Source organism: Archangium sp., assembly GCF_057119385.1.
Genome location: NZ_DBNGVP010000204.1, coordinates 1 through 23,060 on the forward strand (window position 1 = coordinate 1; position 23,060 = coordinate 23,060).

Here is a 23,060-nt window from a genome sequence, read left to right on the forward strand (position 1 = left end):
AGGTAAGCGCTCGGCGGACCACACCTTCCGCATGAGGGAGGAGCCGTTCAGCGTCGCGTTCCAGGAGGTGTAGACATGGGACGCAACACGGAAAAAGTGGACGCAACGCTGGCGAGGGCCGCGGCAAGCAACTACTGGACGGAGGCCGAGGCGCAGGCGGTGCTGGAGGCCTATGAGGCGAGCGGGTTGTCGGTGGCGGAGTTCGCCCGCCGCCATGGGCTTGGGCCGCAGCGGCTGAGGTGGTGGAAGAAGCGGCGAGCCGAGGAGGCGGGCCCGGCGCTCTCGTTCATCCCGGTGCACGTCGCGGCGCCGCCGTCGCCAGAAGCACAGCGGGCAGCGGGCACGGTCAGCATGGAGGTGCTGCTGGCCAGGGGGCGGCGCATCCGGGTGGAGCCCGGCTTCGACGCGGACGCGCTGGGGCGGCTGGTGAGGGCGCTGGAGGAAGCATGCTGACACTGCCCTCCTCGGTGCGCATCCACCTGGCGAGCCAGCCGGTGGACATGCGCAAGTCCTTCGACGGGCTCTGCTTGCTGGCGCGAGAGGTACTGCGAGAGGACCCCTTGAGTGGACACCTCTTCGTCTTCTTCAACCGCACGCGCGACATGGTGAAGGTGCTGTGGTGGCACTCCGGTGGCTTCTGCCTCTTCTCCAAGCGCCTGGAGAAGGGCAGCTTCCGCCTGCCGCGTCCGCTGCCCGAGGACGGCTCCGCCCTCACGCTGGAGGCAGTGGAGCTCACGCTGCTGCTGGAGGGGATTGATTTGAAGGCCAGCGTCCGGCGGCCACGCTGGCAGCCCCCACTTTTGAAGTCGGCTGCCTGAGAATACCTCTTGCGTCGTGAGGCCGGGTCATGGCTCATGTGCCGGTACATGAGCGGCGCGGCCCCCGACAAGAAAACCATGGACGTGCACGGCGTGGCGGCGCTGCTGCGCGCGCTGCTGGCCGAGGACCAGGACGAGCAGGCCATTGAGCTGGTGGTGGGCCTGCTCATGCAGTTGGTGGAGAAGAACACCGAGTTGGAGCTGCGGCTGCGCAAGGCGCTGCGCCAGCACTTCGGCCGCCGCAGCGAGAAGCTGTCGGCCGAGCAGCTGTCGCTCTTCCTGGCGCGGTTGGGCCAGGAAGAGGCCGGGGTCCAAGACGCGGCGCAGCCGAGTGCCGGGGAGGCTGGCGTCGCGGCGGGCTCCACGCCGCCACCACACCAGGAGCCGCGAAAGAAGGAGCGCACGGGGCACGGGCGGCGCCCGCTGCCCGCGCACCTGCCGCGCGAGCAGCGCGTCCAACAGCCCCCGCCCGAGGCGCTGCGGTGCGAGGCGTGCGGGCGGGACAAGTCGCGCTGTGGCGAGGAGAAGAGCGAAACCCTGGAGTGGGTGCCCGGCCACTTCAAGGTGATTGAGGAGGTGAGGCCCAAGTACGCCTGCCGGCCGTGCGGCGACGGGCTGGTGGTGGCGCCCCCCGCCGACAGGGTGATTGAAGGCGGGCTGCCCGGGCCGGGCCTGGTGGCCCACGTGCTGGTGTCCAAGTACAAGGACCACCTGCCACTGCACCGGCTGAGTGGAATCTACGCCCGTCACGGCGTGGAGCTACGCACCTCGACGCTCTCGGACTGGGTGGCCGCGGGCGCCGACCTCCTGCAACCGCTGGCCAGGGAGGTGGGCCAGCGGGCCCTGGCCTCGCACGTATTGCAGAGCGACGACACACACCTGAAGGTGCTCGACAGGGAGCACCCCAACGGCCTCAAACGCGGGCACATGTGGGTGTACCTCGGCGACAGCACCTGGGCGGCCTTCGTGTACACGCCGGACTGGAAGCAGGAGGGGCCGCTGTCCTTCCTGGAGGGGCGCGAGGGCTGGCTGCTGGTGGACGGGTACAAGGGCTACGACAAGCTGTTTACCCGCCCGGGCGCCACGGCGGTGGAGGTAGGGTGCTGGAGCCATGCCCGGCGCTACTTCGTCGACGCACTGGACGCCGGCGACACACGGGCGGCGCTGCCGCTCTCGCTCATTGGCCGGCTCTTCGCGGTGGAGCGCGAAGCCGACGAGCAACAGGTGGACGAGGCCGAGCGGCTGCGCAGGCGCAATGCCCTCTCGCGCCCCGTCACCGAGCAACTGGCGCGCTGGATGGCCGACATCTACGGCAGGGAGCGACCCAAGAGCCCGCTGGCGCAAGCGTGTCGCTATGCCATCAACCAGTGGACGTCGCTGCTGCGATTCCTGGAAGACGCGCGCCTGCCCCTGCACAACAACGCCTCGGAGCTGCGGCTGAGGGAAATCGCCGTCGGCAGGAAGAACTACCTGTTCGCCGGCAGCGACGCGGGAGCCGAGCGTGCCGCGTGCGTCTACACGCTGGTGGCCACCTGCGTGCTGGCGGGCGTGGACCCCTGGGCGTACCTGGCTGACGTGCTGGACAAGCTCGCCCGGGGCTGGCCGCAGCGCCAGCTCGAGCAACTGCTGCCGCCCATGTGGAAGGCCGCGCGCGAGGCCGCCGCGCGGACGACTCCCGCTACCTCGCCCGCGGCGACCTGAGCCCATCCCCTCCCGGTCGAGCGGGGCGGCGCGCCCTCTACCACATCTCCGTCGCCATGCCGCCGAGCGGATACTGCCCGGCGCTACTTCGTCGACGCGCTGGAGGCCGGAGACACGCGGGCGGCGCTGCCGCTCTCGCTCATCGGCCGGCTCTTCGAGGTGGAGCGCGAGGCCAGCGAGCAGCAGGTGGACGAGGCCGAGAGGCCGCGCAGGCGCGACACGCTCTCGCGTCCCGTCACCGAGCAACTGGGCCGCCAGGTGGCCGACACCTACAACCGCGAGCCCCCGAAGAGTCCGCTGGCTCGCGCGTGTCTCTACTCCATCAACCAGTGGACGGCGCTGCTGCGCTTCTTGGAGGACGCACGCCTGCCCCTGCACAACAACGCCTCGCGCCTGCGGCTGCGGGAGATTGCCGTCGGCAGGAAGAACTACCTCTTCGCTGGCAGCGACGCGGGAGCCGAGCGCGCCGCGTGCGTGTACACGCTGGTGGCCACCTGCGTGCTGGCTGGCGTGGACCCGTGGGCGTACCTGACCGACGTGCTGGAGAAGCTCGCCGGGGGCTGGCCGCAGTGCCGGCTCGAGGAGTTGCTGCCGCCCATGTGGAAGGCCGTGCGTAAGGCCGCCGTGCTGACTTCCTCCACCTCACCCGCGGTGACCTGAGCGCCGCCCCTTCCCGTCAAGCGGGGCGGCGCGCTCGTTACCACATCTCCGTCGCCACGCTGCACCGCTCCGCCGAGTGGATACGGGACGAGAGCGGGACGCGGCTCGTCACCATCGGCAACGTGACCTTCCCCTGAGTCCTGACGCTCAGGCGTGTGTCAGACCCACCGGGTATTCCCGCGAACTGGCAACCCATCAGGGGGTGGCCATCACCACGGGGACTTCCCATGAAGCTGGCCGGAGCGGTGGTGCTGTTGGTGCTCCTCACCGGATGCGCGACGACCCAGGGGACGGGAGGCTCTGGCCCTTCGCCGTCTCCAGGAGTCCAACCCGCGAGGAAGAAGGAGCTACCCTGGTTGAACGTGCCGGGTGGGCAGATGAAGACGACGCTCTTCTACGGCCCCTGGCAGTGCCGCCGTCAGTTCGTGAACCAGTGCCAGATGGAGTGCGCCCAGGAGCGCCACACGCTCATGGGGTGCATATGGTTGGCGGACATCAAGCTGGACTGGGTGGGAAGCCTCGTCGTCCTACCCGTTCCCGTGAAAGCCGGGAGCCGCTACGGCATCTATCACTGCTGCTGCAACTACCCCAGTCTGCCGAAGGCGGTGAAGGAGGTTGAGCGCAAGCGGTGGGAAAAGATCCGAGACTCCTTCCGGGACGACTGGAGCAAGAAGTTCGGAGAGTGGCCCGTCGACGGAGGCATCTCCTGGCCGGGTCACCACATCCGGGACCTCTGGCACGGTGGAAACCCGGTGGATCCCAACAACATCATCCCCGTACAGCCCAGCATTCATGACGAATTCACCAGGGCCTACCCTGCCTGCTACGCTGGACAAGCGCCCTGGAATACGGTGGGACCCGACTTGCCCTACTCGGACAACTGACGATGGCTACGCCCATGAGCGACCTGCTCGAAGAGGTTTCCCGCGAGCCCTTCCCGCATCCCCCCGCCACGCCCGAGGAAATCGAGGAGTTCGAGCGGCGGGTGGGCTGGAAGTTGGACCCGGACCTCCGGGCCTTCTACCTGCATTGCAATGGGGCCGCTCTGCTTCGATGGCCGGATTCACCCTATGAAATCCTGCCTCTGTCGAAGATCGTCCGGGCACGGGTGGCCATCTGCGGTGAGGATGACGACAGGTGGGGCCCGGCCTCGATGTACGCCCTCTGCTATGTGCGCGATGGCAACTATGTCGTCTTGGACGTGGGCCGACAGGTAGACGGGCGGTACCCGCTCATTGATGGGGACCGAGAGACCTGGCCCAACCCGGAATACTGCACGCAGATCGCCAGCTCGTTCTCGGAGTTCTTGGAGCAGGTGCTGCGCACCCGGCGTAGCCTCTACTGGCTGGGGGAATGAGATCGTGGCCACCGCCATGAGCAGCCTGCTCGAAGAGGTCTCCCGCGACCACTTCCCGCATCCTCCTGCCACTCCCGAGGAGATCGAGGAGTTCGAGCGAGGGGTAGGCTGGAAGCTGGACCCGGATCTGCGGGCCTTCTACCTGCATTGCAATGGGGCACGGTTGTTCGAGCCACCTCCATTCGCCCCATTCAGAATCCTCCCGCTGTCCGAAATCGAGAGAGGAAGGGCGGCGATCTTCGGTGCGGATGAAGACCAGTGGGGCCCTGAATCCATCTACGCGATCTGCTACGTGCAAGATGGCGATTACGTCATGGTGGACGTGAGCCGACAGGTTGATGGTCGTTACCCCCTCCTGGACGGCTGGAAGGAGGCATGGCGTAACAAGGAATACACTTGGCCGCTCGCCTCCTCCTTCTCCGAGTTCCTGGCCGAGGCGCTGCGGAGCAACGGACGCCAGTTCTGGTTGGACCGGCACGAGAAGTGAGCGGCCCTGCTGCCGCTGAGCTTCACCGGAGGGTGGGAACCTTCGTGGGGACGGCGTGCGTCGCGTAGAAGCGCCGCGTGGTGGTCGGGCTCTTGTGGTTGAGGAAGGCCGCCACGGAAGCCGGGTCCGCGCCCTTCTCGATAGCCCAGGTGGCGACGGAGTGCCGGAACCGTCCCGGGGTGAAGGGCGGAATGCCCGCCGCCGTGCAGGCCCCCTTGATGGCCAAGGCGTACTTCTCGGAGCTGAGCGAGCCCCGCTCCAGCAGCCGCTTCCCGGCCTCCATCACCTCGGCGGACACGGCGGTGCGCAAGGGCTCGCCGCTCTTGGTCTGGGGACACACCAGCATGCCCGCGATCCCCTCGGCCTCGCTCCGGTACTGCTCCACGCTGCCCATCCTGGCGAAGCGCACCAGCTCCGAGACGTGCCAGCCGGTGCCCGCCTGCACGTTCATGCCGTCACGCCAGTGAGGCGCAAGGTACTCGTGGGCGAGCAGGTAGTGCTCCCGGGGAATCACCTTGGTTCGCTTCCACTGCTCGGGCCGGGCCTGGGGCACGGTGAGCCGCCCGAAGGTCGGGTCCTCGGCCACCGAGAGGACGTGCTTCACCTTGCGCAACCAGGAGTAGACGCGCTTGAGGACCGCGATCCGATGACCCCGGGCCTTCGCTCCCTCCAGGGCAGGGAGGATGTCATCGAGGAGCGTGAGCTTCCGCAGGTCCCGGCCCTTGAGCTGGTCGGCCCACCACGCGAGATAACCCTGCTGCTTCTTCACCCAGGTGGAACTGTTCTTGTCCACGTCGCGCGAGGAGGCGAGGAATTCAGCCGCGAGCGGCGCGTCCAGGTAGATGGGCTGCTCGTGGGGTGAGCCCGCCGGGTTGTCGTGCTCCGGAGCCGTTTCGAACTTGCCCGTGAGGCAGGGGAGGGCAAAAGAAAAAGGGCGCCAGACTTGCGTCTGACGCCCTCTTTCAGCTCCCCGACGTGGACTCGAACCACGGACCTGGTGATTAACAGTCACGTCCGGGGCTGGAGCAGGGGAGTCGGCCCCGAGGGAAGAGTGGCCAGGGTTGGCCGTTGGTGGTTGGCGGAGTGGGGCATGAGTGGGGCACAGCGCCCGAGGCTGGCGGACCATCTCCCTCGATGTGAGCCTGTGCCGCCCGAGCCGTGCGGGGCTACCCCGGGTCAAGGGCCCAGGTTCCTTCCTCCCACCGCTTCAGTGCCTGCCCTGCTTTGAATGAGACCAGCCCCTCGCCCTTGGCGACCTCCTCCAAGACCGCTTTGGCCTCGGCCGTCCGATAGCGGAGCAGGTGCGCGGCGGCCATGACTCGTACGTCCGGGCGTGGGTGCTTGAACAGCACGGCCAGTGCGTCGCGTCCAGCATCACCGTGGGCCCGGAGCTTGTCGAACGCGGCGCCGTACTTCTTGGCGTGCTTGTTCCCGGTCTTGGCGTCTCCCCTCCAGATGGCGTCGGTCTGCTCGGCCACGTTCTGCGCGAACTGTTCGACAAGTTCCTCCAGCTTCATCACCAGAACCCCTTCGTTACTCTTTCGATGGCCATCAGCCCGAACTCGCGTTGGGCCTCGTACGACTGCGTGCTCAACCACTGCCGGACGGTCAAGGTGTCCGAGCCGGTGATATCCCGCTGAATGGACGAGTAGAGCGAGCTGATGCGGGTGTGGATGCCCTTGTCCAACGGGACGATGTTCTCGGTATTTTGAACGGCCTGAGCCCCGAACCGTTTCTCGTTGCCCGGCGTCTGCTCGACGATGTGGTGCCACTCCTTCCCGGGGCCTGCCGAGCCCATGGCCCGCTTGAAGCTCTTGTACGAGCCCCACGCCCTGAAGCCGTTGGGAGGAGTCTTGGCAGCGGCGCCACTCATGGCCCGAGCCGTCATGGCGACAGCACCAGGAGCAAGGGCGATGGTGACGGACTCGGCGTTCACGGCGACTGTCTCCACGTGCCCCACCGCCGCGAGACGGATACCCACCTGCGTCTCCGCCTGCACGGCCGCCTGCATCGAGCCGGGCAGCTTCGGCACCTGTGCGGCCAGCCCCGGCGCCGTGTTGCCGATGGCCGCCATGGCCAGCATGGCGAAGGCTCGCGCCGCGTTGCGGCCCATGCGCTTGCCGTAGCGCTCGCCCGCCTCGCGCAGCCCGTTGAACGTGGTGGCCCGGTCCGCCTCGTCCATCAGCCGTTTGAAGCCCACGACGAGGCCCCAGAAGGTATCGACGCCCACGTAGGAGATGAGGGTGGCGGTCATCACGGCCGCGAGGCCCTTGGAGATCGTCACGTCGGGGATGGAGACGAGAACCATGTACGTGGTCCAGGTCCAGAGCACGGCGGCCACCATGGCGTGTGGGTCGGCCATGTCCTTGAACGCCTCCAGCATCTCGTCCAGCACGGCGCCCTTGGCCAGGGCCAGGGCCAGTGCGAACCGCCCATCCCCGTTGACGGTGGGGCTCTCCGTCAGCAGGCGGAGACAGTCCCCGGGCCTGCCAGTGCGCTCGCACCAGCGCAGGTAGGCGCGCGTCAACTCCACCTCCGCCGCCTCCTCTGCTGATTCTCCCTCCAGGTGGGCGCCCGGCTCGTGCGGGGTGATGCGGCGGCTGCGTGTCTCGTACGTGTACGAACCGCTCCGCGCCTCTACCTCGAACAGACGCCGGGCGGCTTCCTGGGGCTGAGCGGGGGGGCCGCACATCCCGAGCCATCGCCGACACGGCCTCCTGGAACTCGCCGTTGCCCAGTGCCACCGGCTCGGCGCCGGAACGAGGGGTGAAGACGATGGCTCCGGTCTGGCCCGTGTCCAGGCGCACGACCCGAGAGGCAGTACCACACCCGACGAGGAGTACCAGCAACACGGCCGTGCAGCACAGCTTCATGGGAATTTCTCCTGGCCCTGGCCACCCCTCCACGGGTAGCCAATCCAGGAGAATACCCAATGGGTGCGACACAACCCGGAGCGGGGTTCACGGAAAGGTCACGCCGCCGAGGGTGACAGGCCGACCTCCGTTCTCGTCCCACAACTTGAGGGTGAAGGTGCCCCGCGCCTCGTGAGCCAGCAGCTCCGTCTCCACCATCACGAGGTCCGACCCTCCCGGCGGAATGGGCGCGAGCTGCCACACCTTCACCTGCTTCACGTCCTGGCCCTTTCCCACCAGCAGGGCCGCATCCCTGGCCGTCCAGGGGGCCGTGCCGGGGTTGTCCATGACCATTGCCACGGCCACCCGCATCACGTCTTCGTCATTTTCCCTGCGCTTGGTGGTGGTGCGGTAGCTGATGGCCGTTTGTGTGAGGAGCGCGTTGGCCGAGGGTTGGGTGATGGTGCTCGTGAGGTTCTTGGCCAGGACGCCTTGCACGTTCCTCACGTCCACCTTCAACAGCTCGCTGGCGATCAGCCCCGTGATGCCCAGCCCGCTTCCTTCCGCCTGCGTTCGCACCAACTCCGTTTGAAGCTGTTGGATTCGGGCCTCCTTCTCCTTGACCTCTTTCGGGGGGATGACGGTGATGCTGCGCGTCCCGGTGGACACGTCCTCGAAACGCTCGCGCTCTTGCAACTCCACCGCACCCGGAGGCAGCGGCGAGTCGAACCGGAAGGTGGTGGGAAGGCCGGGGCTGATGCACACCTCTGGCGCCTTGCCGGTGGGAGCCGCCAACAGCTCGAGCCGGTGTGGCGACGCCTCACAGCTCGGGAGAGATGGCTGTGCGGTGGCGCTGGCATCCGCGAGGAGCGCCAGGAGCAAGAGCACGGGGGGGGACGAGGTGCGCACGGAGCGGGGACCTCCAGCAGATGGGGTAGAGACCGGAGACGTTGGCCTCTACCACACCTTCTCGCCCGGTAGGGCACGAGCGATTCCAAGCCCCTGCTCTCGAACCGCTCGGATAGCTCTACTCGAACCGGCGCACCGCCTCCACGCCTCGGCCGCGGCCCTCACCGCCGCGCACGCGGAACTGGAGGCCGAGGACTTCGCCGCCTCTCCTCATCCCCCCTCCGCACAGGCGTGTCTGGCCGGCGCCCTCCTCACCCAGGTGGAGGCGCTCCAGCACTCGCTGCGCCGCTACCGCACCCTCGTCGTCATGCGCGAGGAGTGGGCGCGTGTCGCCCCTGCCTCCGAGCTCTCCCCCAGCTGAACCTCACCCCGGCCAGCCCTCGCCGGACGTGCGCGCCCACCGCTCACGTCCGGCGAGGGCTCCATCAACGAGTGTGATGCGCGCCCGCGCGTCCTCGCTGATGCCCATCAACCAGCCGGTCCAAATCTCCATCAACAAGCGTGCGCGGTAACACCATGCAGCCACCCGCACATCAGAAGTTTCACCAGCGGGTCGAGGACATCACGATGAGCCAGAAGGGGCCCACGCAGAAATAGTGGGGTGGGCTGTTGATGGTCACCAGGATGGCGCTGATGATGACGGGCGCGCTTTGCTTCTGATCCGGGTCGGGCACCGCGCCCAGGGCGACGCTGTCCGCGATCCAGTGGGCGCCCTCGATGGCATAACAAATTTCCCCCAGTTCAGCGGAGAGGCTGACGTGTTCCATCTGGATTCCTCCTCGGGTGGATTGGATGAAGACGCTCTGGCCGACCAGCCAGAACATCAGCGGGAATGACCGCCAAGGTCCTTATGCCGAAGCACGGGCGCTCTTGGTGATCCCCTCGAATGATGCCGCTGAGGACGGTGGGCCCCGGGAGTTGTCAGCCCCATCGGGTATTCCTTCAGATTGGCTACCCCTCAGGGGGTAACCATCACCACGGGGACTTCCATGAAGCTGGCCGGAGCGGTGGTGCTGTTGGTTCTCCTCACCGGATGCGCGACACCCCAGGGGACGGGAGGCTCTGGCCCTTCGCCCTCTCCAGGAGTTCAACCCGCGAGGAAGACGGAACTGCCCTGGTTGAACGTGCCGGGCGGGCAGATGAAGACGACGCTTTTCTACGGCCCCTGGCAGTGCCGCCGTCAGTTCGTGAACCAGTGCCAGATGGAGTGCGCGCAGGAGCGCCACACGCTCATGGGGTGCATATGGTTGGCGGACATCAAGCTGGATTGGGTGGGAAGCCTCGTCGTCCTACCCGTTCCCGTGAAAGCCGGGAGCCGCTACGGCATCTACCACTGCTGCTGCAACTACCCGACTCTGCCGAAGGCGGTGAAGGAGGTTGAGCGCAAGCGGTGGGAAAAGATCCGAGACTCCTTCCGGGACGACTGGAGCAAGAAGTTCGGAGAGTGGCCCGTTGACGGAGGCATCTCCTGGCCGGGCCATCACATCCGGGACCTCTGGCACGGTGGCGACCCGGTGGATCCCAACAACATCATCCCCGTACAGCCCAGCATCCATGACGAATTCACCAGGGCCTACCCTGCCTGCTACGCTGGACAAGCGCCCTGGAATACGGTGGGACCCGACCTGCCTTACTCGGACAACTGACGATGGCCACGCCCATGAGCGTCCTGCTCGAAGAGGTCTCCCGCGAGCCCTTGCCGCATCCCCCCGCCACGCCCGAGGAAATTGAGGAGTTCGAGCGGCGGGTGGGCTGGAAGCTGGACCCGGACCTCCGGGCCTTCTACCTGCATTGCAATGGGGCCGCTCTGCTTCGATGGCCGGATTCGCCCTATGAAATCCTGCCTCTGTCGAAGATCGTCCGGGCACGGGTGGCCATCTGCGGTGAGGATGACGACAGGTGGGGCCCGGCCTCGATGTACGCCTTCTGCTACGTGCGCGACAGCAACTATGTCGTCCTGGACGTGAGCCGACAGGTAGATGGGCGGTATCCGCTCATTGATGGGGACCGAGAGACCTGGCCCAACCCGGAATACTGCACGCAGATCGCCAGCTCCTTCTCGGAGTTCCTGGAGCAGGTGCTACGCACCCGGCGTAGCCTCTACTGGCTGGGGGAATGAGACCGTGGCCACCGCCATGAGCAGCCTGCTCGAAGAGATTTCCCGCGAGCACTTCCCCTATCCCCCAGCCACACCCGAGGAGATCGAAGAGTTCGAGCAGCGAGTGGGATGGCAGTTGGACCCGGAACTGCGCGCCTTCTACCTGTATTGCAACGGCGCCGAGTTGATTGAACGGCTACCCGACTCGCCCTACCAGATACTTCCTCTCTCGGAGATAGTCCGAGCGCGGGTGGCCATCTTCGGGAAGAAGAACGACGATGACGCGCATGGGCCCGCCTCGATGTGGGCCATCTGCGACGTGCAGGACGGCAACTACGTGCTGGTGGACGTGGCCCGCCAGGAGAACGACCGCTATCCCCTGACGGACGGCTACCACGAGGCGTGGCCCAACCCGAAGTACTGCGGGCCAGTCGCCAGCTCCTTCTCGGAGTTCCTGGAGCAGGTGCTACGCACCCGGCGCGGCCTCTATTGGCTGGGGGAGTGAGCCCGGGTTGCGCTGAGGCTCTCCGTACTCACTCGCTCCTCAGCCGCGTTGTTCGCGACCAGGTTCATCTTCGGCAACACGCCACCGCCAGTAGCGCTCCGGCTTGACCCACACAACCGTCTCGGTCGAGACCTTCATGAAAGCGTCGAGGACCGGCTTGCCGAGGACCAGGCGGCCGTCGGCATTCTCGCGCAGCAATGCGTCTGCGCCGTGTTTCGTGAGCATGTCGACGACGTCGTCTTGGTAGATGCAGCCGTCGCGGTGGAGATGGGCCAGCATCCAGTCGGCCACCTCGACGGGGGTCACTTGCCCGCCCTGCCAGCGCCGGGTGCCGGGATCGGCGGCTTCACCGAGGCGGGTTCCAGCCCGGCGTCCGGAAACACACCGCTCTCCAGCTTTTTGCCGGCAAACCATTGGCAACGGTACGACTCGTACTCCTCCAATGACGCCTCCACCGTCATCTCCGGGCCGCCGCTCTTGAGCTTCACGACGTCGCCAACCTGAAACCGGCCTTGTGCCATGTCGTCCCTCACCGCGTGGGTAGTAGCTAAAGCTATGCTGATGATGCGAGCTATGCTGATGATGCGTGCCCCGCTCGGCTGCCACAAGACCACGAAGGGCCCCGAGTTGTCCCGGAGACCTTCGTGGTGGTGCTACGTTGCGCCAATGAGCGAGAAAAGCCTGAAGGCGCTTGTGGATGAGATGTTTCGCGAGTTCCGGCGCCAGCACGGCGACGTGAAGAAGCGGCTGGCAGCGCAGCATGCGCAGGGGCTCCCGTACTCCAAGGATGACGTTGCGCGGCTGGGCGAACTCAACAGCATCATCAACCCGCTTGAGAGGCTGAGGCAGGCCCTCAAACACGCCGTCGCGCCGAACCCTAACGACGTGGAGACGCTCCTCAAGAACCTGAATGACGAGGTCAAGAACCTGAAGGACGAAGCAGGAGACCTGCCGAGCGACGACGAAGGGTAGCCGCCGCTCACCGCAGAGTGGGAACTTTCGTCGGGACGGCATGCGTCGCGTAGAAGCGCCGCGTGGTGGTTGGACTCTTGTGGTTGAGGAAGGCCGCCACCGAAGCCGGGTCCGCGCCCTTCTCGATGGCCCAGGTAGCGACGGAGTGCCGGAACCGTCCCGGGGTGAAGGGCGGGATGCCCGCCGCCTTGCAGGCCGCCTTGATAGCGAGGGTGTACTTCTCGAAGCTGAAGGAGCCCCGCTCCAGCAGCCGCTTTCCAGCCTCCAACACCTCGGCGGACACGGCGGTACGCAAGGGCTCGCCGCTCTTGGTCTGCGGGCACACCAGCACGCCCGCGATCCCCTCGGCCTCGCCCCGGTATGGTTCCACGTTGCCCATCTTGGCGAAGCGCACCAGCTCCGAGACGTGCCAGCCGGTGCCCGCCTGCACGTCCATCCCGTCGCGCCAGTGCGGTGCAAGGTACTCGTGGGTGAGGAGGTAGTGCTCCCGGGGAATCACCTTGTCCCGCTTCCACTGCTCGGGCCGGGCCTGGGGTACCGTGAGCCGTCCGAAGGTCGGGTCCTCGGCCACCGGCAGGACGTGCTTCAGCTTGCGCAACCAGGAGTAGACGCGCTTGAGGACCACGCTCCACTACCCTCGGGCCTTCTAGATGGGCTGTTCGTGGGGTGAGCCTGCCGGGTTGTAGTGCTCCGGGTCGGCCTCGAACCGCTTGGGGAGTTGCTTGTGTTGTGCCCGCGGGCAGGGGAGGGCAAAAGAAAAAGGGCGCCAGACTTGTGTCTGACGCCCTCTTTCAGCTCCCCGACGTGGACTCGAACCACGGACCTAGTGATTAACAGTCACCCGCTCTACCGGCTGAGCTATCGGGGAATATGTCCGCTGCGCGTTGGCCGGTGTGGACCGCCGCGACAACGAGGTGCTTTCTAAAGAACGGAGTCCGTCCTGTCAACAACCCGTTTCGACCCACTCTCCCGGCTTCGCTCGATTCCCTGGCCGGCGCTCGATGGAATCGCCCCCATCGCCGCCGAGGCCCTCTCCCTCATCCTCTCGGGCAGCCCCGCGGAACGGGTGCTCGACCGCACCCTCCGCTCCCACCGGGACCTCTTCCGTGAACAGCGCCAGGCCCTCGCCGAGTCCCTCTTCAACGTCGGCCTCTGGCGCCGCCGGCTCGGCTTCCTCCTCGGAAACCCGGACGCCCCCCCCTCCGCGCTCCTCTTCGCCTTCCTCCAGGGGCTCGCCGGTGTGCCCCCAGCGGAGGCCGCCCGGCTCTCCGGACTCGGAACGCCGCTGCCCCTGTCCTCCGAGGAGCCCCCGTCCCTCGCCCTCCGGTACTCGTTGCCCGACTGGCTCGCCGAGCACTTCTCCCGCGAGCTCGGCCCCGCCGCCGACGACTTCTGCGCCCACCTCAATGTCCCCGGCCCCATCACGCTCCGGGTGAATCCACTGCGTACCTCTCGTGAAGCCCTGGCGGAACGGCTGCGCTCCGAGGGCGTCGAGACCCGGCCCGGTGCCCTCAGCCCCCTCGCGCTCCACGTCGTGGGCCCCAGGCCCAACCTCTATGGGCTCGACTCGCTCCGCGAGGGCCTCTTCGAGGTCCAGGACGAGGGCAGTCAGCTGCTCGGCCTGCTCCTCGAGGCGCGGCCCGGGGAGAGCGTGCTCGACCTGTGTGCCGGCGCCGGAGGCAAGACGCTCCAGCTCGCCGCCGCTATGGAGAACCGGGGCAGGCTCCTCGCGTACGACCCGGATGCCGGGCGGCTCGACCGGCTCCTGCAGCGCTGTTCCCGGGCCGGTGTCTCGAACGTCCAGGTGCTCCGCGCGCCCCCGGAGGGGCTGCTCGTGGACCGGGTGCTCGTGGATGCCCCGTGCTCGGAGCTGGGCTCCCTGCGCCGGGGGCCCGATGCGCGCTTCCGTCTCGAGCCCTCGTCCCTGTCCGAGCTGCCTCGGGTGCAACGCGACCTCCTCGCGCGCGCGGGACGGCTGGTGCGTCCGGGGGGCCGGGTGGTCTACGCCACCTGCACCGTGAATCGCGCGGAGAACGAGGAGGTGGTCCTCGGGTTCCTGCGCGAGTCCCCCGGGTTCCGGCTCGTGCCTCCCGGGGTGGGGGGGTTGGACCCGTCCTGTGTCCGCGAGGGCTTCCTGTTCTGTGCTCCCCATTCGCACGGGACGGATGGGTTCTTCGCCGCGGTGCTCGAGCGGGGGAACGGGTAGGGGAGCGGTAGACCCTCACCCCGGCCCTCTCCCAGAGGGAGAGGGGGCGTCCTGGTCTTCTCCCATAGGGAGGGGGGAGGTTCTCCCTCGGACAGGGCGTGTTCGAAGCCCGAGACATGCGCGCACCGGGTGCTATGAAGGCGCCCGTGCGTTGGCTCAAGCCCCCCCTGCTGCGTCCTCGCGACACCGTCCACATCGTCGCGCCCGCTGGTCCCTTCGACCCGCCTACCTTCGAGGTCGGTCTCGGCGTCATCGCCCAGCGCTACAGCCCGGTCTACCAGCCGGACCTGTACGAGGCGTGGCGCTACCTCGCCGGTCCTGATTCGCGCCGGGCCGAGGAGCTCACCCGGGCCCTCACCGACTCCAACGCCCGTGCCATCTTCTGCGCCCGGGGTGGCTACGGCGTCATGCGCCTGTTGCCCTCGCTCCCGCTCGCGGACATGGCTCCCACGGCGTTCGTCGGCTTCTCCGACCTCACCGCCCTGCACCTGCCCCTCCAGGGGCTCGGCCGCGTCACCATCCACGGGCCCGTCGTCACCCACCTGGGCAAGCAGCCTCCCGAGGTCCAGGAGTACCTCTTCCGGCTGCTCGAGTCCCCCGAGCCCCCGCCGGCCCTCGAGGGCAAGGCCTCCTACGTCCCTGGCGTCGTCGAGGGCCCGCTGCTCGGTGGAAACCTCTCGGTGCTCTCCCGGCTGCTGGGCACCCCGTACATGCCGCCGCTCGAGGGGGCCATCCTCCTGCTCGAGGACGTGGGCGAGGCGCCCTACCGGCTGGACCGCATCTGGACGCACCTGCGGCTGGCGGGCGTGTTCAATCAGGTCCGCGGCATCGTGCTCGGCGACTTCACCGAGTGCGAGCTGAAGAACGCCCCCTACACCGCCGCGGACGTCCTCCGCTCGCTCGCCGAGGAGACGGGCCTGCCGTGCGCCGCCGGCTTCCCCATCGGTCACGGCATCCCCAACTACCCCGTCGCCCTCGGCACCCAGGTGCGGTTGGATGCCGGCGTGGCCCGCCTCACCTTCCTGGAAGGAGCGGTGCAGGCATGAGCAGCCACCCCATCGCCAACCTCCAGGCACTCCTGGATGAGTCCGTCACCTTCGGCATCTTCCCGGCCGCCCAGGCCGTGGTGATGCACCGGGGCGTCCAGGTTTTCGGCGGGGTGGCGGGCAACGTCACGGGAGACACCCGCTTCGACCTGGCCTCCGTCACCAAGGTGCTCTGCACCACCGCGCTCTTCCTGCGCTTCTGGACCGAGGGTAAGGTCGGTCCCGAGACGCCCGTGGCCCGCTTCTTCCCGGGCTCGCCCGTGGGGGACGCGGGCGCCACGGTGGCGGACCTGCTCTACCACCGCTCGGGCCTGCCGCCCTTCGTGCCCTTCTTCGCCCAGGCGCTCACCGCCCATCCCGAGCTCCTCGAGCCGTCCTGCCCCTCGGCCACCCGGGCCCGGGTCCGCGACGAGGTCATCCAGGCCGCCGCGAGCACGGCGCTGGTGGCCCCGCTGCGCACCGCCACCGCCTACAGTGACGTGGGTTTCATCCTCCTGGGGGAGATCCTGGCCCGCGTGGGTGGCGCGTCCCTGGACGTCCTCTTCTCGCGCCACGTCGCCGAGCCCATGGGCCTCTCCGCGCGCTTCCACCGGCTCACCGACTTCCCCGCGGATGGCCGGGTCGCGCCCACCGGAGCCACCCGCCCGCGCGAGCCCGCTCCCGGCCAGGAGGGCATGTGGGGCGAGCTTCCCTCGCGTCCCTCGGTGCCCGGCGAGGTGGACGATGACAACGCCTGGGTGATGGATGGCGTCAGTGGCCACGCGGGCCTCTTCGGCACCGCGGTGGACGTGGCCCGTTTCGGCCAGGCCATCCTCTCCGGGTGCGCGGGGGCGCCCTCGTTCGTGCCCGCGCCCCTCCTGTACCGCGCGCTGGCGAATGATCCGCTCGTGCAGGGCAGCACGCGCTCCATGGGCTTCGACACGCCCTCCCAGGGGCTGTCCAGCGCGGGCCACTACATCGGCGATACGCCTCCGGGCGCGGTGGGCCACCTCGGCTTCACCGGCACCAGCCTCTGGGTGGATCTGCGCCGCTCGCTCGTGGTGGCGCTCGTCACCAACCGCGTGGCCCATGGCCGCAAGGAAGTCCGCATCCGTGAATTCCGTCCCGTCTTCCACGACCTCGTCGTGGAAGCCCTCGGCCTCAACGACCTGACCCCGAAAGCACATGGCTGACGACAACGGCAACGTCCTCGAAACCATCACCCCCGGCGCGGTGCGCCGCATCCACCTCGTCGGCGTGGCCGGCACCGGCATGGGCTCGTTCGCCGGCATGCTCAAGGCCGCGGGCTACGACGTCACCGGCAGCGACGAGAACGTCTACCCGCCCATGAGCGACATGCTCCGCGCATGGGGCATCCAGGCGCTCACGCCCTACAGCCCGGGCAACCTCGACACGGCGAAGCCGGACCTCGTCATCATCGGCAACGTCATCCGCCGGGTGAACCCCGAGGCCACCGCCGTGCGCGAGCGCCGCGTTCCGCAGATGAGCTTCCCGGCCGCGCTGGGCTCGCTCTTCCTGGACCGGGCGCACTCCGTCGTGGTGGCCGGCACGCACGGCAAGACGACCACGTCCTCGATGATGGCCCACGTGCTCGTGGCGGCGGGGAAGGATCCATCCTTCCTGGTGGGGGGCGTCACGCAGAACTACTCGGGCAACTACCGGGTGGGGAAGGGGCCGCACTTCGTCGTCGAGGGTGACGAGTACGACACGGCCTACTGGGACAAGGGCTCCAAGTTCCTGCACTACCGGCCGAAGACGGCCATTCTCACCAGCGTGGAGTTCGACCACGCGGACATCTTCCGGGACTTGCCGCACTACGAGTCCACGTTCGACAAGTTCGTCCGGCTGATTCCGAAGGACGGGCGGCTGGTGGTGTGCGCGGCGTACCCGAACGCGGTGAAGCTGGCGCGGGCGTGCCCGGGCCAGGTGGTGACGTACGTGGCGAAGGAGGGCGCGCAGGCGGACTTCACCCCGCGCAACGTGCGCTTCGGCCCCGAGGGCGCGCGCTTCGAGGTGGTGGAGCGCGGCACGGTGCTGGGGAGCGTGCTGCTGCCGCTCTCGGGCATGCACAACGTGGAGAACGCGCTGAGCGTCATCGCCGCGGCGCGCGGGCTGGGCTTGTCCTTCGAGGAGATCGCCCAGGGCCTGGCCACCTTCCAGGGGGTGAAGCGGCGCCAGGAGGTGCGGGCGGAGATGGGCGGCATCCTGGTGGTGGACGACTTCGCGCACCACCCCACGGCGGTGCGGGAGACGATCGCCGCCATCCGTCACCGCTACCCGGAGCGCCGGCTGTGGGCCATCTTCGAGCCGCGCTCGAACACCAGCCGCCGCAACATCCACCAGGAGGACTACGCCCACGCCTTCACGGGAGCCCACCGGGCCAGCCTCAAGGTGCCCGAGCGTCACGACAAGGTGCCCGTGGACGAGGAGCTGAACGTGCCCCGCGTCACCGAGGCGCTGAAGTCCCAGGGGATTGACGCGGACTCGGCCACGGACGTGCCCTCGCTCGTCGAGCGCGTGGCGCGCGAGTCCCAGCCCGGGGACGTGTTGCTCATCATGAGCAATGGCGCCTTTGGAGGGTTCATCGAGAAGTTGCTCGTCGCGCTCCGGGCCCGCTTCGGGGAAAAATGAGCCCCATGCGCTCCTTCCGCCTCGCCCTCGCCGCGCTCGCCCTGTCCGGGTGCGCGCAGAAGATGCCGTCCCTCACCGCTCCCGCGATGGCCACCAGCTCGGCGGCCCTCGAGTCCTCCGAGCCCTCGCCGCTGGACTTCACCGTCAAGCGCTACCCGGGGGGAGAGCCCCACGCCATCGCCAGCGACCGGGGCAGCGTGGTGCTGCTCGACGTGTGGGCCACCTGGTGCGAGCCCTGCAAGGACGCGCTGCCGATGTACCAGGACCTCGCGAAGCACTACGCCGCGCGAGGCCTGAAGGTGTACGCGCTCAACGTGGACGAGGACACGCGTGCCATTCCTCCGTTCCTCGAGGAGACGAAGGTGACGCTGCCCGTGCTTCTGGATGCCAACGCCGCGGTGTCGGAGAAGGTGCTGCGCGTGCGCGGCATGCCCACCACGGTGCTGCTGGATAGGCAGGGCCGGGTGCGTTACGTGCACGAGGGCTTCGCCGAGGAGTACCTGAGCAAGTACCAGGCGGAGATCGAGGAGTTGCTCGCCGAGCCCGCGAAGTAGACGAAGGAGGAGCCGCCATGTCCGATGAGTCGCCCGCCACGCTGCGCCGTATCGCCGAGGAGGGAGCCCGGCTCGCCGGCAAGGTGCTCTCCGAGCGTTTCCTGGGCGAGCGCACCATCGAGTACAAGGGCGGCATCGACCTGGTCACGGACGCGGACCGGGCGGCCGAGGCGGCGGTGCTCGGCTTCATCCGCCAGCGCTACCCGGGCCACGCGATTCTGGCCGAGGAGAGTGGGGCGTCGCAGGGCTCGGGGCTGCGGTGGGTGGTGGATCCGCTGGATGGGACGACCAACTACGCGCACCGGGTGCCGCACTTCTGTGTGAGCGTGGGCGTGGAGGGGCCGGGTGGGGTGCTGGCCGGCGCCATCTACAACCCCATGCTGGACGAGCTCTTCTCCGCGGCGCGAGGGGAGGGGGCCACGCTCAACGGGCGGTCCTTGAAGGCCTCGGGGTGCACGGAGCTGTCGCACGCGCTGCTGTGCACGGGCTTTCCGTATGACGTGCACCAGAAGCCCGAGGGCCCCATGGGGCTGTTGCGGCGCTTCATCGTCCGGGCGCAGGGCATCCGCCGCACGGGCAGTGCCGCGCTGGATCTGGCCTACGTGGCGGCCGGCCGCTTCGATGGGTTCTTCGAGTTCGGCCTCAAGCCCTGGGACGTGGCGGCGGGCTCGCTGCTGGTGCAGGAGGCGGGAGGGGCGATGGTGTGCATCGACGGGGCCCCGTTCCAGGTGGGAGTGGGGGATGTGCTCGCGTGCGCGCCCGGCCTGGCTTCCGCGCTCATCGCCGAGAGCAAGGGCTTCCTCGCCGACCTCGGCTGGACACCTCCGGCTCCGCGCGCCTGAGCGCGTGATGATGTCGACACTGTATGGCCGACGCTGTTATCTCCGTTGGTCGCGAAGCGCACGGAAAGAGAGGAACCCATGGCCGATGAGAAGCCGAAGGAGAGCCCTGAGGAGCCCAAGCAGGAGTTCTTCGAGAACGACGCCACCGGTGTCGAGGTGGAGGAGGTCGGCGAGGGTTCGGCGGAGCTGAAGCCTTGGGATCCTTCCAGGATTCGGATCAGCACGAAACCCTTCTCCCTCCGACAGGTCGTGGACATGATCAAGGACGGAGATATTGACTTGGCGCCTGACTTCCAGCGCCTCTACGTCTGGAAGCAAGCTCAGAGGTCGCGGCTGATCGAGTCAGTACTGCTCGGTATCCCGTTGCCTGCTTTCTACTTCAACCAGGACTTTCAGGGGGCAATGCAGGTGGTGGATGGCGTGCAGCGCCTCACGACAATCAACCGATTCGCCGCCGGTGGAGAAGCGCTCTCCGAGCTTGAGTACCTCAAGGACTTGGAGGGACAGACTTTCAATAAGCTCGATGTGGTCCTGCGACGACGCTTCCAGCAGACGCAGATCTTCGTCAACGTCATCGAGCCGCAGACGCCTGACGACGTCAAGTTTGATGTTTTCCGGCGAATCAACACGGGAGGTAGTCCTCTCACTGCCCAGGAGATCCGGCATTGCATGAGCCGGAAGCGCTCGCGGGATTTGCTCAAGACGCTGACGGCCCTGCCCTCATTCCACCAAGCAACCGATGAGGCTTTCCGTCATGAGCGGCGCATGGCGGACCGGGAACTCGCCCTTCGGTTCTGTGCCTTCCGATTACTGCCAGACCTGAATGATTACCGTAGTTTCAACAGCTTGGACTCCTTCTTGCTCGACTTCACCCGCCAGGTGGATGGAGTCCACCCCTCAGGGCAAGGCCTCTCCGATGCCGTCATTACGCAGCTCTCCGCGGACTTTGACCGCGCGATGCGCACTGCGGTTGCGGTCTTCGGTAACACCGCGTTCCGCAAGTACCGCTTGGGGGCGCGCCAGCGTGGCCCCATCAACCGGGCCTTGTTCGAGAGCTGGGCGGTCGCGCTGGCCGATTATGAGCCCGAGAAGCTAATGCAGAACAGGGATGCTATCGTCAACGCCGCGCGCAAGCGGATGGGTGATTACGACTACAACGCCGCGGTCAGCCAGGGGACTGGGGATATTTCCAAGGTCAAGCTCCGTTTCCAGGTGGCGCGAGACATTCTCAAGGATGCCGCCGGATGATTACGAAGCTCCGGCTCACCGGGTTCAAACGCTTTTCCTCCTGCTCTCTTGATCTGGCGCCCCTCACGGTCCTTACTGGCCTGAACGGGGCGGGAAAAACCACGATCATCCAGGCTTTGCTCCTGGCCCGGGAGGCCAGCACCTCTGGTGCGAACTCTGTGCCTCTCAATGGGCCCTTTGGGTTGGAATTGGGCAGTGCCCAGGACGTACTCAACCTCCATACGGCTGTGGATGCCTCGGAGATCGTACTGTCCGCGCTCCTGGATGATGGGACGGAAGTGCGTTTCATCCTGGACGCGCGTGACGAGACTCTCCTTCACCTGCCCATCAAGGAATCCCCGAAACTTGTTCCTCAATCATTGGGTGGCCCACACCGTGCGTTCACCTATCTTTCTGCCGAACGACTCGGCCCGCGGGACGTCCTGGGTGCCAGCGCCCGGCCCGCAGACGATTTAGGTGTCGGCGTTCAGGGTGAATTCTGCGCTCAGGTATTGGCTCTCCATGGGCTGAAGGAAAAGGTCTCACCGGGCCGGATACACCCCGAGCGTCAAGAGGACGTCAACGCCTTCCTCAAGTATCAAGTCGAGGCGTGGCTTTCCGATATCGCTCGCCCCACGGAGATCAACACGGATTGGTTCCCGAATACTTCGGTTACCGCATTGCGTTTTCGTTCCCCAGGCGGCGAGTGGGTGCGCGCGCCCAACATGGGTTTCGGCGTGAGCTACAGCCTCCCTATTGTACTCGCCGGGCTGTTCACGCCCGCAGGTGGGCTGTTGATTGTCGAGAACCCTGAGGCTCACTTGCACCCCGCAGGACAGTCTCGCATGGGGACCTTCCTTGCCACCCTGGCAAGTGACGGGGTCCAGGTGTTGGTGGAGACGCACAGCGACCATGTGCTCAATGGCATCCGCCGTGCCATCGGCGAGCATCGGCTTTTGGGGGCAGACCGAGCACTCGTCCACTTCTTCGACGTGCGGGCTGATGGACAACCAGAGCTATCCACCCTTCGCTTTACTGCGGCTGGTGGCTTGAGTGACTGGCCGCGCAAGTTCTTCGACCAGTATCAGCTCGATGTGGCCGCGCTGGCGCGGGTGCGGCGCGGCCCCCCGAGGTAACCAATGCGTTTCGTCCTGGAGGAGTCAAGTTGGGCCTGGGATGGCAACAACCGGGAGGCGTTCATCGAGCGGTTCGAACAACTCTTGGATCGATTGGATATCGCCTACGAGCGGGAGGAGCCCTGTGCGGCGAGCAGAGAGTGGCTCCAACAGCAGGTTCTGGGCTCATACACGTTGAACGATCTCTTGTGGAACCCGGATTCTCCGCTAGACCTTCCGTTTGAGGTGCGTCAACGGGTTGTCGGCCATCTCAACATGATGCGGTACTGGGACGAAGAGACGGCTTGGCCCGCCATTGACGTGAACATCGCGGGACGCGACGTGCTGTCACCCTCTGCAGCGCTTGGGCATGCACGGGTCAGAGAGCGCCAGGCCACTGCATGTCTCCCCCTGCCAGGACCTTGGCGTGGTCCATGTGAGGTTATCGTCAATGGAGTCAAGGAGCATGTTCACTTTGTCGTAGACGAGCTATCGCATCGCGCCTTCTTCCGCGACGCACTGGAGGTTGAGCGCGTGGACGAGGCGGGGCTGGAAGTACTCGCTCCTCATGCCTTCCCCGACCTGCTGTTTCTGAATGGGGTATGGAGCGAGCTTGGCCACTTCGAGGGGGGCTATGCGCGCGTCAGGCAATCCCTTCACCGATTCCTCGCCGTGCTCGACGAACACGGAGCCTGGGTCTTCACTGACGAGACCGGGCGGCTTTCGCCCGAAGAGCCCATGCCGAGCGTCGGGGGCCGCAAACCGGTTACGAATCAGATCATCCAACAGCGATTCATCCGCTGGGGATTTGATGTGGCGCCCGAGAAGCCCAACGTCCGTACCGACGGAATATGTCGGCGTGCGAGGGAGAGAGAACTCGAGGGGCAGACGCTATACTGCGAGTGGCACTACAAACTCGAGAGTCATACCAATCGCGTCCACATCCATCCTCCTGTCAATGCATCGGGAGGGAAGGTGATTGTGGCTATTTTCCGCGACCACCTGCCGCTTCCAGGTGACGGGTAGCTCTCCACTCGTAATGGCTACAAAGGTGTTCGATGTGGCCTGGCGCGCTTTCAC

Annotated in this window: 28 protein-coding genes, 1 tRNA gene and 2 pseudogenes; 21 read left to right on the plus strand and 10 right to left on the minus strand. The window is 67.0% G+C overall.

The window, feature by feature from the left end:
* Positions 1 to 75 precede the first annotated feature (75 nt).
* The 8 genes and pseudogenes from tnpA to AC16DP_RS46415 all read left to right on the plus strand — a co-directional run bounded on the left by tnpA (position 76) and on the right by AC16DP_RS46415 (position 5,023).
* Entirely contained in the window at positions 76 to 453 is a 378-nt protein-coding gene (gene tnpA, locus AC16DP_RS46380) for an IS66 family insertion sequence element accessory protein TnpA (RefSeq protein WP_329732906.1), read from the plus strand.
* Complete coding sequence (tnpB, locus tag AC16DP_RS46385; RefSeq protein ID WP_329732905.1) at positions 447 to 818, plus strand: IS66 family insertion sequence element accessory protein TnpB; 372 nt, start codon at positions 447 to 449, stop codon at positions 816 to 818. The genes tnpA and tnpB overlap by 7 nt, the downstream gene beginning before the upstream one ends.
* 48 nt (positions 819 to 866) lie before the next feature.
* Complete coding sequence (gene tnpC, locus AC16DP_RS46390) at positions 867 to 2,519, plus strand: IS66 family transposase (protein ID WP_329732904.1); 1,653 nt, start codon at positions 867 to 869, stop codon at positions 2,517 to 2,519.
* Between the two features lie 87 nt (positions 2,520 to 2,606).
* Positions 2,607 to 2,969, plus strand: a pseudogene (locus tag AC16DP_RS46395) (IS66 family transposase); the annotation flags it as partial.
* A gap of 36 nt (positions 2,970 to 3,005) precedes the next feature.
* Positions 3,006 to 3,179, plus strand: coding sequence for a transposase domain-containing protein (locus tag AC16DP_RS46400; RefSeq protein WP_483957092.1), 174 nt, complete (start codon positions 3,006 to 3,008; stop codon positions 3,177 to 3,179).
* A 227-nt stretch (positions 3,180 to 3,406) separates the two neighbouring features.
* Entirely contained in the window at positions 3,407 to 4,063 is a 657-nt protein-coding gene (locus AC16DP_RS46405; RefSeq protein WP_329732903.1) for a hypothetical protein, read from the plus strand.
* Positions 4,064 to 4,065: 2 nt separating this feature from the next.
* Positions 4,066 to 4,536, plus strand: coding sequence for an SMI1/KNR4 family protein (locus AC16DP_RS46410; RefSeq protein WP_329732902.1), 471 nt, complete (start codon positions 4,066 to 4,068; stop codon positions 4,534 to 4,536).
* A 16-nt stretch (positions 4,537 to 4,552) separates the two neighbouring features.
* Positions 4,553 to 5,023 carry an SMI1/KNR4 family protein gene (locus AC16DP_RS46415; RefSeq protein WP_329732901.1) on the plus strand — a complete coding sequence of 157 codons (471 nt, stop codon included), beginning with the start codon at positions 4,553 to 4,555 and terminating at the stop codon, positions 5,021 to 5,023.
* A 22-nt stretch (positions 5,024 to 5,045) separates the two neighbouring features.
* Here AC16DP_RS46415 and AC16DP_RS46420 read toward each other — a convergent pair whose 3' ends face one another.
* The 6 genes and pseudogenes from AC16DP_RS46420 to AC16DP_RS46445 all read right to left on the minus strand — a co-directional run bounded on the left by AC16DP_RS46420 (position 5,046) and on the right by AC16DP_RS46445 (position 9,608).
* On the minus strand, positions 5,046 to 5,816 hold the full coding sequence (locus AC16DP_RS46420; RefSeq protein WP_329732900.1) for a tyrosine-type recombinase/integrase: 771 nt from the start codon (positions 5,814 to 5,816) through the stop codon (positions 5,046 to 5,048).
* Positions 5,817 to 6,189: 373 nt separating this feature from the next.
* The gene (locus tag AC16DP_RS46425; protein ID WP_329732911.1) at positions 6,190 to 6,540 is read right to left on the minus strand and encodes a DUF2019 domain-containing protein; all 351 of its coding nucleotides are present in this window, start codon (positions 6,538 to 6,540) and stop codon (positions 6,190 to 6,192) included.
* Between the two features lie 346 nt (positions 6,541 to 6,886).
* Positions 6,887 to 7,896 (minus strand): annotated as a pseudogene (gene sitA5, locus AC16DP_RS46430) (SitA5 family polymorphic toxin); the annotation flags it as partial.
* Positions 7,897 to 7,983: 87 nt separating this feature from the next.
* Complete coding sequence (locus AC16DP_RS46435; RefSeq protein ID WP_329732898.1) at positions 7,984 to 8,784, minus strand: DUF2381 family protein; 801 nt, start codon at positions 8,782 to 8,784, stop codon at positions 7,984 to 7,986.
* A gap of 364 nt (positions 8,785 to 9,148) precedes the next feature.
* Positions 9,149 to 9,283 carry a hypothetical protein gene (locus tag AC16DP_RS46440; RefSeq protein ID WP_329732896.1) on the minus strand — a complete coding sequence of 45 codons (135 nt, stop codon included), beginning with the start codon at positions 9,281 to 9,283 and terminating at the stop codon, positions 9,149 to 9,151.
* A 43-nt stretch (positions 9,284 to 9,326) separates the two neighbouring features.
* On the minus strand, positions 9,327 to 9,608 hold the full coding sequence (locus AC16DP_RS46445) for a hypothetical protein (protein WP_329732895.1): 282 nt from the start codon (positions 9,606 to 9,608) through the stop codon (positions 9,327 to 9,329).
* Positions 9,609 to 9,923: 315 nt separating this feature from the next.
* Here AC16DP_RS46445 and AC16DP_RS46450 point away from each other — a divergent pair, with 315 nt between their 5' ends.
* From AC16DP_RS46450 to AC16DP_RS46460, 3 genes are read left to right on the plus strand one after another with little or no spacing between them, the layout of a single operon-like run.
* The gene (locus tag AC16DP_RS46450) at positions 9,924 to 10,430 is read left to right on the plus strand and encodes a hypothetical protein (RefSeq protein WP_483957089.1); all 507 of its coding nucleotides are present in this window, start codon (positions 9,924 to 9,926) and stop codon (positions 10,428 to 10,430) included.
* 2 nt (positions 10,431 to 10,432) lie between these two features.
* Complete coding sequence (locus AC16DP_RS46455) at positions 10,433 to 10,903, plus strand: SMI1/KNR4 family protein (RefSeq protein WP_329732893.1); 471 nt, start codon at positions 10,433 to 10,435, stop codon at positions 10,901 to 10,903.
* A 16-nt stretch (positions 10,904 to 10,919) separates the two neighbouring features.
* Complete coding sequence (locus AC16DP_RS46460; protein WP_329732892.1) at positions 10,920 to 11,387, plus strand: SMI1/KNR4 family protein; 468 nt, start codon at positions 10,920 to 10,922, stop codon at positions 11,385 to 11,387.
* 39 nt (positions 11,388 to 11,426) lie between these two features.
* Here AC16DP_RS46460 and AC16DP_RS46465 read toward each other — a convergent pair whose 3' ends face one another.
* Entirely contained in the window at positions 11,427 to 11,693 is a 267-nt protein-coding gene (locus AC16DP_RS46465; RefSeq protein WP_329732891.1) for a DUF6953 family protein, read from the minus strand.
* Positions 11,690 to 11,908 (minus strand): YodC family protein, encoded by a 219-nt coding sequence (locus tag AC16DP_RS46470; RefSeq protein WP_329732890.1) that lies wholly within the window; start codon positions 11,906 to 11,908, stop codon positions 11,690 to 11,692. The genes AC16DP_RS46465 and AC16DP_RS46470 overlap by 4 nt, the downstream gene beginning before the upstream one ends.
* 145 nt (positions 11,909 to 12,053) lie before the next feature.
* Here AC16DP_RS46470 and AC16DP_RS46475 point away from each other — a divergent pair, with 145 nt between their 5' ends.
* Entirely contained in the window at positions 12,054 to 12,359 is a 306-nt protein-coding gene (locus AC16DP_RS46475) for a hypothetical protein (protein WP_329732889.1), read from the plus strand.
* A 7-nt stretch (positions 12,360 to 12,366) separates the two neighbouring features.
* Here AC16DP_RS46475 and AC16DP_RS46480 read toward each other — a convergent pair whose 3' ends face one another.
* Positions 12,367 to 12,984 carry a tyrosine-type recombinase/integrase gene (locus AC16DP_RS46480; RefSeq protein ID WP_329732888.1) on the minus strand — a complete coding sequence of 206 codons (618 nt, stop codon included), beginning with the start codon at positions 12,982 to 12,984 and terminating at the stop codon, positions 12,367 to 12,369.
* 170 nt (positions 12,985 to 13,154) lie between these two features.
* Positions 13,155 to 13,227: transfer RNA gene (locus tag AC16DP_RS46485), tRNA-Asn, on the minus strand.
* A gap of 114 nt (positions 13,228 to 13,341) precedes the next feature.
* On the opposite strand from AC16DP_RS46485, the gene AC16DP_RS46490 reads away from it, so the two are divergent.
* From AC16DP_RS46490 to AC16DP_RS46530, 9 genes are all read left to right on the plus strand, one after another.
* Entirely contained in the window at positions 13,342 to 14,565 is a 1,224-nt protein-coding gene (locus AC16DP_RS46490; protein WP_414640792.1) for an RsmB/NOP family class I SAM-dependent RNA methyltransferase, read from the plus strand.
* Positions 14,566 to 14,699: 134 nt separating this feature from the next.
* Positions 14,700 to 15,611, plus strand: a complete 912-nt coding sequence (locus tag AC16DP_RS46495) for a S66 peptidase family protein (protein WP_329732909.1) — start codon at positions 14,700 to 14,702, stop codon at positions 15,609 to 15,611.
* Complete coding sequence (locus AC16DP_RS46500) at positions 15,608 to 16,783, plus strand: serine hydrolase domain-containing protein (RefSeq protein ID WP_329732887.1); 1,176 nt, start codon at positions 15,608 to 15,610, stop codon at positions 16,781 to 16,783. Before AC16DP_RS46495 ends, AC16DP_RS46500 begins: the two co-directional genes overlap by 4 nt.
* Complete coding sequence (gene mpl / locus AC16DP_RS46505) at positions 16,776 to 18,242, plus strand: UDP-N-acetylmuramate:L-alanyl-gamma-D-glutamyl-meso-diaminopimelate ligase (protein WP_329732886.1); 1,467 nt, start codon at positions 16,776 to 16,778, stop codon at positions 18,240 to 18,242. Before AC16DP_RS46500 ends, mpl begins: the two co-directional genes overlap by 8 nt.
* A gap of 5 nt (positions 18,243 to 18,247) precedes the next feature.
* Entirely contained in the window at positions 18,248 to 18,796 is a 549-nt protein-coding gene (locus AC16DP_RS46510) for a TlpA family protein disulfide reductase (protein ID WP_329732885.1), read from the plus strand.
* 17 nt (positions 18,797 to 18,813) lie between these two features.
* A complete protein-coding gene (locus tag AC16DP_RS46515; RefSeq protein ID WP_329732884.1) occupies positions 18,814 to 19,638 on the plus strand; it encodes an inositol monophosphatase family protein in 825 nt (274 codons plus the stop codon).
* 78 nt (positions 19,639 to 19,716) lie between these two features.
* Complete coding sequence (locus AC16DP_RS46520; protein ID WP_329732883.1) at positions 19,717 to 20,886, plus strand: DUF262 domain-containing protein; 1,170 nt, start codon at positions 19,717 to 19,719, stop codon at positions 20,884 to 20,886.
* Positions 20,883 to 22,001 (plus strand): AAA family ATPase, encoded by a 1,119-nt coding sequence (locus AC16DP_RS46525; RefSeq protein WP_329732882.1) that lies wholly within the window; start codon positions 20,883 to 20,885, stop codon positions 21,999 to 22,001. Before AC16DP_RS46520 ends, AC16DP_RS46525 begins: the two co-directional genes overlap by 4 nt.
* Before the next feature lie 3 nt (positions 22,002 to 22,004).
* A complete protein-coding gene (locus tag AC16DP_RS46530; RefSeq protein ID WP_329732881.1) occupies positions 22,005 to 23,006 on the plus strand; it encodes a hypothetical protein in 1,002 nt (333 codons plus the stop codon).
* Positions 23,007 to 23,060 lie beyond the last annotated feature (54 nt).

Bases quoted from the DNA above. Each gene is read 5' to 3' on its own strand.
- tnpB (WP_329732905.1), top strand. From the start codon at position 447: ATGCTGACACTGCCCTCCTCGGTGCGCATCCACCTGGCGAGCCAGCCG.
- AC16DP_RS46425 (WP_329732911.1), bottom strand. From the start codon at position 6,540: ATGAAGCTGGAGGAACTTGTCGAACAGTTCGCGCAGAACGTGGCCGAG.
- AC16DP_RS46510 (WP_329732885.1), top strand. From the start codon at position 18,248: ATGCGCTCCTTCCGCCTCGCCCTCGCCGCGCTCGCCCTGTCCGGGTGC.
- AC16DP_RS46410 (WP_329732902.1), top strand. From the start codon at position 4,066: ATGGCTACGCCCATGAGCGACCTGCTCGAAGAGGTTTCCCGCGAGCCC.
- AC16DP_RS46415 (WP_329732901.1), top strand. From the start codon at position 4,553: ATGAGCAGCCTGCTCGAAGAGGTCTCCCGCGACCACTTCCCGCATCCT.
- AC16DP_RS46500 (WP_329732887.1), top strand. From the start codon at position 15,608: ATGAGCAGCCACCCCATCGCCAACCTCCAGGCACTCCTGGATGAGTCC.
- tnpC (WP_329732904.1), top strand. From the start codon at position 867: ATGAGCGGCGCGGCCCCCGACAAGAAAACCATGGACGTGCACGGCGTG.
- AC16DP_RS46455 (WP_329732893.1), top strand. From the start codon at position 10,433: ATGGCCACGCCCATGAGCGTCCTGCTCGAAGAGGTCTCCCGCGAGCCC.
- AC16DP_RS46460 (WP_329732892.1), top strand. From the start codon at position 10,920: ATGAGCAGCCTGCTCGAAGAGATTTCCCGCGAGCACTTCCCCTATCCC.
- AC16DP_RS46495 (WP_329732909.1), top strand. From the start codon at position 14,700: ATGAAGGCGCCCGTGCGTTGGCTCAAGCCCCCCCTGCTGCGTCCTCGC.
- AC16DP_RS46470 (WP_329732890.1), bottom strand. From the start codon at position 11,908: ATGGCACAAGGCCGGTTTCAGGTTGGCGACGTCGTGAAGCTCAAGAGC.
- AC16DP_RS46405 (WP_329732903.1), top strand. From the start codon at position 3,407: ATGAAGCTGGCCGGAGCGGTGGTGCTGTTGGTGCTCCTCACCGGATGC.
- AC16DP_RS46445 (WP_329732895.1), bottom strand. From the start codon at position 9,608: ATGTTCTGGCTGGTCGGCCAGAGCGTCTTCATCCAATCCACCCGAGGA.
- AC16DP_RS46475 (WP_329732889.1), top strand. From the start codon at position 12,054: ATGAGCGAGAAAAGCCTGAAGGCGCTTGTGGATGAGATGTTTCGCGAG.
- AC16DP_RS46520 (WP_329732883.1), top strand. From the start codon at position 19,717: ATGGCCGATGAGAAGCCGAAGGAGAGCCCTGAGGAGCCCAAGCAGGAG.
- tnpA (WP_329732906.1), top strand. From the start codon at position 76: ATGGGACGCAACACGGAAAAAGTGGACGCAACGCTGGCGAGGGCCGCG.
- AC16DP_RS46525 (WP_329732882.1), top strand. From the start codon at position 20,883: ATGATTACGAAGCTCCGGCTCACCGGGTTCAAACGCTTTTCCTCCTGC.
- mpl (WP_329732886.1), top strand. From the start codon at position 16,776: ATGGCTGACGACAACGGCAACGTCCTCGAAACCATCACCCCCGGCGCG.
- AC16DP_RS46515 (WP_329732884.1), top strand. From the start codon at position 18,814: ATGTCCGATGAGTCGCCCGCCACGCTGCGCCGTATCGCCGAGGAGGGA.
- AC16DP_RS46450 (WP_483957089.1), top strand. From the start codon at position 9,924: ATGAAGACGACGCTTTTCTACGGCCCCTGGCAGTGCCGCCGTCAGTTC.
- AC16DP_RS46530 (WP_329732881.1), top strand. From the start codon at position 22,005: ATGCGTTTCGTCCTGGAGGAGTCAAGTTGGGCCTGGGATGGCAACAAC.